General features: G+C 62.4%; 13 protein-coding genes. 11 read left to right on the forward strand and 2 right to left on the reverse strand.

The genetic code is table 11. The annotated features are described in order from the left end of the window. Together Q1V57_RS12545 and Q1V57_RS12550 are read left to right on the forward strand one after the other, a co-directional pair. On the forward strand, window positions 1–508 hold a 508-nt coding region (locus tag Q1V57_RS12545), incomplete at its 5' end, for a PDZ domain-containing protein (RefSeq protein WP_300531390.1). 54 nt (window positions 509–562) lie between these two features. Continuing rightward, window positions 563–1,873: a replication-associated recombination protein A gene (locus Q1V57_RS12550; RefSeq protein ID WP_300531393.1), complete on the forward strand. Its 1,311-nt coding sequence runs from the start codon at window positions 563–565 to the stop codon at window positions 1,871–1,873. Here Q1V57_RS12550 and Q1V57_RS12555 read toward each other — a convergent pair. Then, the gene (locus tag Q1V57_RS12555; RefSeq protein ID WP_300531396.1) at window positions 1,870–2,613 is read right to left on the reverse strand and encodes a hypothetical protein; all 744 of its coding nucleotides are present in this window, start codon (window positions 2,611–2,613) and stop codon (window positions 1,870–1,872) included. The two genes, Q1V57_RS12550 and Q1V57_RS12555, sit on opposite strands and share 4 nt — an antisense overlap. A gap of 582 nt (window positions 2,614–3,195) precedes the next feature. Here Q1V57_RS12555 and crcB point away from each other — a divergent pair. The 6 genes from crcB (at window position 3,196) to Q1V57_RS12585 (ending at window position 7,771) form a co-directional block, all read left to right on the forward strand. Beyond that, window positions 3,196–3,579: a fluoride efflux transporter CrcB gene (crcB, locus tag Q1V57_RS12560; protein ID WP_300531399.1), complete on the forward strand. Its 384-nt coding sequence runs from the start codon at window positions 3,196–3,198 to the stop codon at window positions 3,577–3,579. Beyond that, the gene (locus tag Q1V57_RS12565; protein WP_300531401.1) at window positions 3,576–4,568 is read left to right on the forward strand and encodes an RluA family pseudouridine synthase; all 993 of its coding nucleotides are present in this window, start codon (window positions 3,576–3,578) and stop codon (window positions 4,566–4,568) included. The genes crcB and Q1V57_RS12565 overlap by 4 nt, the downstream gene beginning before the upstream one ends. A 174-nt stretch (window positions 4,569–4,742) precedes the next feature. Next, on the forward strand, window positions 4,743–5,795 hold the full coding sequence (locus tag Q1V57_RS12570) for a hypothetical protein (RefSeq protein ID WP_300531404.1): 1,053 nt from the start codon (window positions 4,743–4,745) through the stop codon (window positions 5,793–5,795). A 9-nt stretch (window positions 5,796–5,804) separates the two neighbouring features. After that, window positions 5,805–6,260: a MarR family transcriptional regulator gene (locus Q1V57_RS12575; protein ID WP_300531407.1), complete on the forward strand. Its 456-nt coding sequence runs from the start codon at window positions 5,805–5,807 to the stop codon at window positions 6,258–6,260. A gap of 69 nt (window positions 6,261–6,329) precedes the next feature. Further along, complete coding sequence (locus tag Q1V57_RS12580) at window positions 6,330–7,022, forward strand: HAD-IA family hydrolase (protein WP_300531409.1); 693 nt, start codon at window positions 6,330–6,332, stop codon at window positions 7,020–7,022. Further along, the gene (locus Q1V57_RS12585; protein ID WP_300531411.1) at window positions 7,022–7,771 is read left to right on the forward strand and encodes an ATP12 family protein; all 750 of its coding nucleotides are present in this window, start codon (window positions 7,022–7,024) and stop codon (window positions 7,769–7,771) included. The genes Q1V57_RS12580 and Q1V57_RS12585 overlap by 1 nt, the downstream gene beginning before the upstream one ends. Here Q1V57_RS12585 and Q1V57_RS12590 read toward each other — a convergent pair. Then, window positions 7,768–8,862, reverse strand: coding sequence for a GNAT family N-acetyltransferase (locus tag Q1V57_RS12590; RefSeq protein WP_300531414.1), 1,095 nt, complete (start codon window positions 8,860–8,862; stop codon window positions 7,768–7,770). The genes Q1V57_RS12585 and Q1V57_RS12590 overlap by 4 nt on opposite strands. Before the next feature lie 109 nt (window positions 8,863–8,971). Between Q1V57_RS12590 and Q1V57_RS12595 the strand changes: the two genes are divergently transcribed. From Q1V57_RS12595 to Q1V57_RS12605, 3 genes are all read left to right on the forward strand, one after another. After that, window positions 8,972–9,505: a hypothetical protein gene (locus tag Q1V57_RS12595; protein WP_300531416.1), complete on the forward strand. Its 534-nt coding sequence runs from the start codon at window positions 8,972–8,974 to the stop codon at window positions 9,503–9,505. A 15-nt stretch (window positions 9,506–9,520) separates the two neighbouring features. Continuing rightward, window positions 9,521–10,063, forward strand: a complete 543-nt coding sequence (locus Q1V57_RS12600) for a hypothetical protein (RefSeq protein ID WP_300531419.1) — start codon at window positions 9,521–9,523, stop codon at window positions 10,061–10,063. An 88-nt stretch (window positions 10,064–10,151) separates the two neighbouring features. Then, a partial coding sequence (locus Q1V57_RS12605) for an acyl-CoA carboxylase subunit beta (protein WP_300531421.1) occupies window positions 10,152–11,615 on the forward strand: 1,464 nt, incomplete at its 3' end.

Raw genomic sequence — 11,615 nt, forward strand, 5'->3', positions numbered from 1 at the left:
TGCGGATGATGCCGGCTTCGAGCAGGGCGATATCGTCCTCGCCGTCGATGGTCATGACGTCAATAATGACAGCGGCATCCTGTTCCGCCTGGCCACGCACAATACGGGCGAGGATGCGCGCTTCACCATCCTGCGCGATGGGCGCGAGCTGGAGCTGGACGTTCCGGTTCTGCCGGCACCGGGCGTTGCCGAACCCAACCCGTTCTTCGCTGACGGCGCCAACCCGTTTGCAGGGGCGACCTTCCTGACCCTGAGCCCGGCCTTCAACCAGACGGTCGGTATCGATGCCTTTGCCGATGGCGTGATCATTTCCAATGTCCGCCGCCGCTCTGTCGCCGCCCGCTTCGGTCTGCGTCCGGGCGATAAAGTGCTCGAGCTGATGGGGGAGCGAATCGAGACCGTCGAGGATTTCGATCGCATCCTGTCGATCTATGATGGCGCCGAAGTCTGGCCGCTGGCCGTGGAACGCCGCGGCCGTCTCTACGAGACCGAGATCGAGCTCTACTGATCGTGGCGTGTGCCGGGGCTTTAGCGGCCCCGGCGTGCGGCCTAGACTGGGCCTATGACCACGCTGTTCGAATCGGCCGGGCTTGAGGCCGAAGCCCCGAAACCTCTCGCTGAGCGCCTGCGGCCGCGATCGCTAGATGAAGTGATCGGCCAGGACCACCTGCTCAAGGGGGAGGGGCCAATTGCCCGCATGCGCGAGCAGGGGCGCCTGGCCTCGCTCATCCTCTGGGGGCCGCCCGGTGTGGGCAAGACGACCATTGCCCGCCTTCTGGCCGAAGATAGCGGGTTGGAGTTTGAACCGCTCTCTGCGGTGTTCTCCGGGGTGGCCGATCTCAAAAAGGTTTTTGAGCGTGCACGCGCACGCCGTCAGGCCGGCCGCGGCACGCTCCTGTTTGTCGACGAGATACACCGCTTCAACCGGGCCCAGCAGGACGGCTTTTTGCCGGTGGTGGAGGAGGGCGTGGTTACCCTCGTGGGCGCAACCACCGAAAACCCGTCTTTCGAGCTCAATGGCGCTTTGTTGTCGCGCTGCCAGGTTCTGGTACTCAAGCGTCTCGATGATGACGCTCTCGATGCGCTGATGACCCGCGCCGAGGCAGAATGCGGCCAGGAGCTGCCGCTCGACGAGGATGCAAGGGCCACCTTGCGCGCCATGGCGGATGGCGATGGCCGTTATCTCTTGAACCTGGTTGAGGAAGTGCTCAGCTTCAAAACCGCAGCGCCGATCGACACCGCCGGGCTCACCGAACGCCTGTCCAAGCGCGCGCCAGCCTACGACAAGTCGCGCGAGGAGCATTACAACCTCATCTCCGCCCTGCACAAATCGGTGCGCGGTTCAGACCCGGATGCTGCGCTCTACTGGCTGGCCCGCATGCTCGATGGCGGCGAGGATCCGCTCTATCTGGCTCGACGCATTGTCCGCATGGCCGTTGAAGATATCGGCTTGGCAGACAGCGCCGCCATTCACAGCGCGCTGGCGGCCAAGGATACTTATGAATTCCTCGGCTCACCGGAGGGCGAGCTGGCTCTTGCCCAGGCGGTAGTGCATCTCGCGTGCTCGCCGAAATCCAATGCCGTCTACAACGCCTTCAAGCGGGCCCAGAAGGCGGCGCGTCAGACCGGTTCGCTGATGCCGCCGGCGCATATCCTCAACGCTCCGACCAAGATGATGAAGGAGCAGGGCTATGGGGCGGGCTATGAATACGACCATGATGTCGAGGGCGGCGTTTCCGGCCAAGACTATTTTCCCGAGGACATGCCCGACCGCCCGGTCTTCTACGATCCCAAACCGGTCGGCCGCGAAGCCGCGATCAAGGACCGGCTGGACCGCTGGCGGGCGCTGCGGGAGACGCGGCGGGGGCGTTAGTCCTCGCTTTGAGGGCTGTCGCAGTCCGTGCCGAGCCGGTCCGCCCAGGCCTCGTCCAGCGAGGTCAGACCCAAGGCCGTCCGGCGCGCGTCGAGGGTTTCCGCCTGGTCAATCGGTCCGGGTTGCAGCGTGCCCTCGATACAGAACTCCTGCGTGCCGTAGAGCTGGGCCAGGTTCTGGCCGGTCAGATAGACATCAACCCGCTGGGCATAGACCGAGCCATCAATGGCGCCGGCAAAGGCCACGGGTTCCAGAGCCATGAGAATGCGCTGCTCGGCGGCCCGATCACGCTCGGCCCAACGCAGGATCTGGCGGGCGAGGCGGGATTGCTCGAGATAGAGGACCGGAAATTGTTCCGGGTCGAGCTGGGCCACGGCCCATTGCGTGTTGGCCTCCTCGATCAGGGTCGAGGTGTCGCGGGTCTCGCGCAGGATTTCGCCCTGGGCCCCATCATCGAGATCATCGCGGGCAATCACCGGCAGGATCAGCTCGGCAAAGAAACGCTCGCGGGCGCGGCGGGCGGCCAGTTCAGCGGCGAGATCGCCATAGGCGGCCCATTGCCCATCAATCTGGGCGATCAGGCTCGCAGCATCGGTCGGCGGCGGGGGCGGCAGGTCTTCCTCTGCCCCGTCCAGCAGGGTTTCGTCGATAACCGTTTCATCCGCTGGCAAAGCCTCGGCCTCATCGGCCGGCTGGGCCTCCTGCAGGGCAAGGCTTAAGGCAAGGGCGGTCAGGACCATAAAACGACTCCGCAGCTGGGCTGAAGCGTCAGTCTAGCGTGGTTCGGAGGCGGGGGAAGCACCCAAAAACAAAAGCGGGACGGCCGTGTGGCTCATCCCGCTTTTTTGTTTTGCCTCTGCCTGGGGCCGGTTTGGGGCCGGCCCCGAAAGCAATAGGCGGCTTACGCGAAGGCGCTGCCCAGTGCGACCGTCATGGCGCCGAAGACGCCAGCGACGAACAGGACATTGACCACCGTAGCCAGGGATTGCGTGAAGCGTTCCATGAGAGTGTCCTTTCTTGGTTGTGACCGCAGGCCGTCCTGCGATACGCGATGGTAAATAAGGACTTACCGTCAGAACTGAAGCTACGTTTCGCCAAACCACCTTTGCAAAAATGCATGCATTAACTCCAGAGTAATGAAATTACGGGGAGTTCATATTTCGGTCTCACGCGCGAGGGCGTGGCGGGCATTGCTCCGTGCACGGTATTGTTAGCTGTACAAGGGCTCGAGAGGCTATCGGCCGGCAAATGCCTGGCGGGCGGCAAGGTCCGAATGACGGGTTTTCTTGCCTTGCCAGCTCATGCAGCCTAACCAGCTTTTCATGAACCAGCTTCTTCTTATCGGCGCCGGCGGGGCGATTGGCGCGGTATCGCGGCATCTTGTCGGGCAGTTGGCGCTCCGGCTGATGGGCCCGGGCCTGCCCTGGGGCACGTTTGCGGTCAACATTGTTGGCGGCCTCGCGATGGGATTGCTGGTGGGCTGGCTGGCGATGGTCGAACGGGCCGATGAAATGTCGATCCGGCTTTTCGCCGGTGTGGGCGTCCTGGGTGGGTTCACCACCTTTTCCGCATTCTCACTGGATTTGGTGTTGATGATTGAGCGGCGCGACTATACGGCCGCCATGGGGTATGCCCTCGCATCCGTCCTCATCGCTGTACTGGCGCTGATGGCCGGATTGATGATTGCGCGGAGGCTGCAGGGATGAGCCGGGTTCAAAAAATCACCGTTGATAAGGGCGAAGCCGGCGCGCGGTTGGACCGCTGGTTCAAGCGCCGCTTCCCCCATATCAAGCAGGGCCAGGTGCAAAAGCTCTGTCGGAAAGGCGAAATCCGCGTTGAAGGCGGACGGGTCAAACCCGACACCCGGCTGGAAGCTGGCCAGGAAGTACGCGTTCCGCCGCTGCCGGACGCGCAAGAGATCAAACAGCGTGATCGTCTCTCCGACCGCGACATCGACTATGTCCGCTCCCTCGTTATCTATGAGGATGAGGATATGATCGCCTTCAACAAACCCTCCGGCCTCGCCGTTCAGGGTGGTTCGAAGACGACGCAGCATCTGGACCGATTGCTCGATGCCTTCGGGGAGGGGCTGCAGCGCCCCCGCCTTGTGCACCGTCTCGACAAGGATACGTCCGGTGTTCTGGTGGTCGGCAAATCCCCGGCCGCCGCCGCCCGCCTGGCCAAGGCGTTCCAGTCGCACAAGACGCGCAAGACCTATTGGGCCATCGCCATCGGCGTGCCCAAGCCGCATCTGGGTGAGGTGAAGGGCTTTTTGAAGAAAACCGCCGGTGCTGGTGGTGATCCTGATCGCGAGGTGATGACCGGCGCGCGCCACGGCGAGGACGGCGCTCAGCACGCGTTGAGCCGGTATACTGTCGTGGCTGAAGCGGGGCAGAAAGCCAGCTGGGTGGCTCTGCGCCCCGTCACGGGCCGCACCCACCAGCTGCGCGTTCACCTTCAGGCCATGGGAACGTCGGTCCTCGGTGACAAGAAATATCCGTGTCACCGCCCGGCACCGGAAGACCTCGACCAGAAGCTCTGCCTGCATGCCCGACGGCTGGAATTACCGCAGGACAACGGCAAGCCGCTCGTGATCGAGGCTCCGCTGCCCAAGCATATGAACCGGATTTTCGGCATGCTCGGCTTTAACCTGCGTGATGTCGATGAAGAGCTGATCGAGGAACAGCTGGCGTAAGCCCAATTCCCAAGAGGGTAGATTTGGCTTGCAAGTCGTTTAGCGCTGAACTAAAAAGTTCAGCGTTAAACGAAAGGGGCGATCATGTCGGTCTCCAGACGATCCGTGTTGAAGTTTACTGCCGGTTCCGCTGCGGTGCTGGCGACCGGCGCTGCCGCTGGGAGCTGGTGGTTGATGAGAGGACCGCGCGACGCTGATCAACCCTGGAAGGAGGCCGGTGCCGCGCGCTTCGTCGATCCGCGCCTGCAGGCGTTGTCCTGGGCGGTGCTGGCGCCTAATCCACACAACATGCAGCCCTGGCTGATCGATCTCGCCGATGAAGATCGTATCGATATCTATTTCCAGACTGATCGTGGTCTGCCGCAGACCGATCCGTGGGATCGGCAATTGACCATTGGCTTCGGCGCTTTCACCGAGCTTCTGGTGATGGGAGCCGCTCACGCCGGTTACCAAGCCGAGGTGTCTCCCTTTCCTGATGGAGCCCCTCAGCCGAAGCTGGATGGTCGCCGAATTGTGTCCATTCGCCTGCGAGCCGAGCAGGCACAAGCTGATCCGTTATTCAGTGCCGTATTGAGGCGGCGCACTGATCGCGGCAATTACGCACTGGAGCCCTTGGGGCAGGATGTGGGCGGGGCAATAGCAGCGGAGCTGAGAAATCCTGCTGGCTTCGACCTGCATGATGACGAGGCGGATGTCGTGGCCCTGCGCGACTTGGCTATCCGCGCTTTTGAAATTGAGATGCGCACACCGCTAACCTGGATGGAAAGCATCGATGTCATGCGGATCGGCCGAGCGGAGATGGATGCTGAGCCTTGGGGGCTGGCGCTTCGAGGTCCGATGATCGAGTTTGGCCGTCTGGTCGGCGCCGTAAGCCGGGAGAGTCTGGCGGACCCGGCGGGGGCGGGGTTCCAAACCGGTTTGGACATGTTCAATACCGCAATCGCATCGACGCCGGCCTTCGTCAGCCAGGTCACGCCCGGTAATAGTCGCCTGGATCAATTCGAAACCGGCCGGGACTGGCTTCGGCTTCATCTCGCGGCAACCCGTCTCGGGCTGACCTTGCAGCCCTGCAGCCAGGCCTTGCAGGAGTATGCCGAACAGGCCGAGCCTTATGCTGAAATACACGAGCGCTTGGCGCCTTCCGGCGGCACGGTGCAGATGTTCGCCCGCATTGGGCGGGCAAACGCATTCCGCCGGCGCCGCGCTGGCCGGTCGAAGCTAGGATGATCAATCAAGGTGAGCACAACTCCCCCGCCTGACGATCCATCGCTGTTTGTCTTCTTCAACGAGGTCGGCATCATCCATCAATTGGCGATGTCGGCCTTCACGCGTGTTCTGCCGGACGGGCTTTTGCCGGCTCATTTCAGTATGCTGAACCACATGGTCCGGCTCGGCGATGGCTGGTCACCGGCCCGTTTGGCCAGTGCCTTTCAGGTCACCAAGGGGGCGGTGACAAACACTCTGACCCGGTTAGAGGCGAGAGGGCTGATCGAAGTCCGTCCAGACGAGGAAGATGGGCGCAAGAAGCGGGTCTTTATAACCGCCGCGGGGCGGGCGGCGCGGGAGAAATGTATCGCCGCGCTGGCGCCGATGCTTGTCGAAATGGAGCGCGAACTGGGGCAGGGCGTCTTTGAACAGTCGATCCCATCATTGCGGGCCGTCCGGCAGTTTCTCGACCGGGCGCGCGATTGAAGACAGCTCTTGTCTTGCCTCACAGCGATCGCGCCCTTACTCCCGGGCAATACCGAACAAGGCTCTGCCATGACTGCATCGCTCAAACTCGCCGTCTGGGATGTCGACGGCACGATTATCGACAGCCGCAAGATCATCCAGCGCGCCATGAACCGCGCCTTCGAGCGGGCCGGGCTGGGTGGGATCGACTATAACCGGACCCGGACCATTGTCGGGCTCGAGCTGACCGAGGCGATCCTGCGACTGGCGCCGCCGGATTATCCGGCCGAACGTATTCCGCGCCTGGCGACCTATTACAAGGAAGCCTTCGTTGAGCAGCGCCAGGAACCCGGCTTTGAGGAGCCGGTATATGATGGCGCGCGGGAGACCATTGAGCGCCTGGTCGATGAAGGCTGGTTGATGGGCGTCGCGACCGGCAAGGCCCGGCGCGGGCTGGATATTGTATTCAATCATCACGGGCTGCATCGCTATTTCGATACCTTCCAGACCGTCGATGGTGGGCCGGGCAAGCCGCATCCGCGGATGGTACTTGATGCGATGAAAGAAACGGGAACCGACCCAGTCCAGACGGTGATGATCGGCGACACCAAATTCGACATGGAAATGGGCCGAAATGCCGGTGTGCATACGCTCGGCGTGAGCTGGGGTTTTCATACGCCGGAGGAAATCCGCGAGGGCGGGGCGCATGACCTCCATGACGGCTTCGATACGCTGAATACCGCGCTGGACGCCTTTTCGGCCCGGGTAGAGGAATTGGGATGATGAGCGACGAGTATGAAACCAAGCCGGGCGTGCGGATTCCCTCGCGCGAAGACAGCCTGCCCAAGCGCTTTTATGAAGCCGTCAGCGTCGAGCAGGCCGAGGACGGCTGGCGCGTTCTGCTGGACGGCCGGGCGATCAAGACCCCGGCGAAACAGACCGTCAGCCTGCCCAGCGAGGCTTTGGCCCAACTGATCGCTGATGAGTGGGCAGTGCAGGGGGAGCGCATCGATGCGCCCAACATGCCCGCCACGCGGCTTTGTTTTGTCGCCTTGGACCGTATGGCGGAAACCCGCGAAGCCACGGCGGGGGAAATCGTCAAATACGCCTCGACCGATCTGTTGTGCTTCCGGGCACCGGAGCCGGCCGAGCTGATCGCGGCGCAAAGTGCAGCCTGGGATCCGCTGCTTGCCTGGGCCAAGGAGGAGCTGGGTATCGAGCTGGTGGCCTCAACCGGGCTGTTGCCGGTCGACCAGGATGCTGTCGCCTTAACCGTGTTGCATGGCCGGGTGCGTGAGCTTGATCCGATCCGGCTGACGGCCCTGGCCCACGCTACCGCGCTTTGCGGTTCCGCCGTGCTCGGCTTTGCGCTGCTGGCTGGGCGCATTGATGCGGAGCAGGCCTTTGCCTTGTCCACCATTGATGAGCATTTCCAGCTCAGCCAATGGGGCGAGGATGCCGAAGCGCTTGAGCGCCTGGAGCGTCTCAAGACGGAAATGGTCAGCGTCGGAAACGTCCTCGCGGCACTCTAGATGCCGTAGATCGCCGTCATCTTGTCGAGCCGGCGCATTGCCTTGCCGGGGAGTTCCGACAGCGGGCCTATGGGCAGAGCCTGGGCCATGCGGTCAATTCCGCGGCCAAGCCTGAGTGCGGCTCCGGTGAGCGACAGATTGCAGGCGCAGCCCTGGGCGATCTCGAAACTGGCATTGGCGAAGCGCTTTTTGAAATCATAGCTGCCCGGGCCCAGGTGAGCCTCACGGATACCGTCCTGGCTGGTTTCGCGTAGCAGTTCGCGGAACAGCATCAGGCCGGGACTGTATTTGGAGTAAGCCGGGTCGTAGACCGGGAACCAGTAGTGCAGCACGCTCGCGGAACGCATGCCGAAATGGGCAGCGGCCAGCTGACCGTCGATTTCCATGGTCGAGAGAATGCCACCGAGCGCATCGCTGCGATCCATCATGAGCGAATATGTCAGGCTGCGGGCCCAGCGGGCCTTGAACACGTCCGTGGCGCCGGTGGCCGCGTATTGCGCGCGCTTGGTGGCGACGAGCCAGTCCAGTGCGTCCACGCGGCGATCATCAATCCGATAGACGATATCATGCCCGGCTTGGGTCAGTTTGCGTTCGCGGGCGCGCAGATTGCGCATCGCCTTGGCCTCGGCCTGATGGCGTCCGTCCCAATAGGCCTCGAAGCCTGCGGACATGTCACAGACCCAGGAGGGCTCGCTGCCATCGCCTAGCCGGGCAAATCCCGGTTGGCTGGCCAGAGCGCCGGAAAAGGAGAACACCCCGCCAAGTCGGGCCAGTTTGAACGCCTGGCGAATATCGAGATCGCCCTCATTGCTGATAAGGCCATGATGGTCGCCCATCGGCCCGCCAAGCGGCCGGAAAAGCCCGGTGCGGGACACATGAAGGGGTAAAAAGGCGAAAGGTGTTCCGTTTTGGCTTATGGCCAGGACTCGCGTGTCGCGCCGGGCCAGGGCGCAATGTTCGGCAAATTCCAGCGTGAAATAGGGTGAGGCAAGTGCCGGATTTTCTTCGCAGAAACCGCGCCAGTACTGGCGCTCACGCGGACTGAGCTTGTCGATTGAAACAAGATGGGCACTGAGCGCAGCATGGGCCATTGGCGTCTCCTTCGCCCCCTCATGTGCAAGTGCAAGGCCGTTCCGGCTTGCATGGGTTTTCATTGCAGGGGTTTGCGGCGATAGTCAGGCGAAACCGGGGAGAGATTGTATGAAGTCTGTTGTGTTTGCCACTGCGCTCGTCGCGGCCCTGCCGATTGCCGCTGCAGCGCAGGATCGCGTGCGCGGCGTTTATGATGGCCGCAATGTTGAGGGCTGGACCTACTCCGAGGAAGGCTCCGAGGCTGCGGGCTTGCCGACCTGGATACCCGAGGGCGGCGCCGTCGCGGGCGCCAACTGCAACATTGAGGTGACAGAGGTCGAGGCGACGCGCGCGGAATGGCTGGACGCTTTCAATGCGGCTGATCCGGCCATGGTTGGCGCGCAATTGCGGGCCCAGGGCGTGGACTGGCGTCAGGGCTATCTGACCGAAGTCATTACCATGCATGACCGCCCGGCGATGCGGAACCTCTGGGCCGGTGCCTATGAGAACCAGGGTTTTGAGGCCATGCAGGTCTCGATCTCAGGCCGCAACAACCTGGTTCTGGTCCGTTGCACCATCCAGACCGGCTATCTTCTTCCGGCGCTCTACGCCTTCTACGGGTTCGCAGAGAACATCGAGATCAATACCCGCCCGCCGCGCTAACCAAGGAGTGCTCTCATGAAGCCGATATTGGCCGCTGCCCTTATGGCGATACCCCTCCCCACGCTTGCAGAGGCTCAGGCCCGCATGGAGGGCGTTTATGATGGCCGGGAGATTGACGGGTGGACCTACTCCCAGCAGACCGCAGAAACGTCGAGCCTGCCAACTTGGTTGCCCACCCAGCGCGAAACACTGTTCGCAACGCAGAACTGCAATATCGGTGTCGCCTCGCTCAGCGCCAGCCGGGCCGACTATGACGCCTACTTCAACAGCGCGACGCCAGAGAGCATTGCACAGGAGCTGCGCGGAGCCGGATCGGATGTCGCTCAAGCCTACTCGACGACGGTAGTAGAATTGCCGGGCGGGTATCCGGCGATGCGCACTATCTTCACCTCCCGATCTGGTAATTCCGAGTTCGACCACCTGACAGTGCTTATTGGCGGGGAAAGCCAGCTGGCGACCATCACCTGCAGCGCGACTTCCGGCGAGTTTCTGAGTGGCCTGCGCGCTTTCGAACGCTTTGTTGACGGCTTGCAGCTGGAAATGGCGCCGCCGCGCTAGATGCGCGTCGCGGAGGCTGTCAATTGCCTCCCACGCCCGGCCTCTGCTATCGAGCGAGACTGAACACTCAATCATTTGGGGAAGCGCCATGAAAGACGTGCTGGAACAACTCGATGCGAAACGCGCTCAGGCGCGCCTGGGTGGGGGTGAGAAGCGTATCGAAAGCCAGCACGCCAAGGGCAAGCTGACCGCCCGCGAGCGGATCGAACTCCTGCTCGACGATGATTCCTTTGAAGAATGGGACATGTTCGTCGAGCATCGCTGCAATGATTTCGGCATGGCGGAGAAGAAATTCCCCGGCGATGGCGTGGTCACCGGGCATGGTACGATCAATGGCCGCCTGGTCTATCTCTTCTCCAAGGACTTCACCGTTTTCGGCGGCTCGCTGTCGGAGACCCACGCCCAGAAAATCGTCAAGATCCAGAAGGCGGCGATCCAGAATGGCGCTCCGGTGATCGGTATTTTCGATGCCGGCGGTGCGCGCATCCAGGAGGGCGTTGCCTCCCTGGCCGGTTATGCCGACATCTTCCTGCAGAACACGCTGGCCTCCGGCGTGGTGCCGCAGATCTCCATGATTATGGGCCCGTGTGCCGGCGGTGATGTCTATTCGCCCGCCATCACCGATTTCATCTTCATGGTGAAAGATACCTCCTACATGTATGTGACCGGGCCGGACGTGGTCAAAACCGTCACCAATGAAGAAGTCACCCACGAAGAGCTCGGCGGCGCGTCCGTGCATGCCAAGAAATCCGGTGTCGCCGACGGGGCCTTCGAGAATGATCTGGAAGCCCTGGTGCAATTGCGCCGCCTGGTCGACTTCCTGCCGCTCTCCAACCGGGAAAACCCGCCCAAACGCCCGAGCTATGACAGCGCCGATCGTTCCGAGCCGAGCCTGGATACGCTGGTCCCGTCCAATCCGAACAAGCCCTATGACATCAAGGAGCTGATCGAGAAGGTGGCGGATGAGGGCGATTTCTTCGAGATCGCGCCGGACTACGGCACCAATATGGTGGTCGGATTTGGCCGCCTCGACGGCCAGCCCGTCGGTTTCGTCGCCAATCAGCCGATGAGCCTGGCCGGCGTGCTCGATATCGATGCCAGCCGAAAGGCCGGCCGTTTCGTGCGCTTCTGCGACGCTTTCAACATTCCGCTGGTGACCTTTGTCGACGTGCCGGGCTTCCTGCCGGGCACCAAGCAGGAATATGGCGGCCTGATCAAGCATGGCGCCAAGCTTCTCTTCGCCTATGCCGAGGCCACCGTGCCCAAGCTCACCGTCATCACGCGCAAGGCCTATGGCGGCGCCTATGACGTGATGAGTTCCAAACACCTGCGCGGCGATGTGAATTATGCCTGGCCGACCGCCGAGATCATCCACCGCAAGGATGCCGACGACCCCGACAAGATGGCCGCCCACGCCAAGGAATACGAAGACCGCTTCGCCAACCCCTTCGTGGCGGCGGGTCGTGGCTATATCGACGACGTCATCATGCCGCATGGCACGCGCAAGCGGCTCATCTCCGCGCTACGGACGCTGCGCAACAAGAAGGCGGAG

This window comes from Maricaulis sp., assembly GCF_030149425.1.
Taxonomy (GTDB): Bacteria; Pseudomonadota; Alphaproteobacteria; order Caulobacterales; family Maricaulaceae; genus Maricaulis.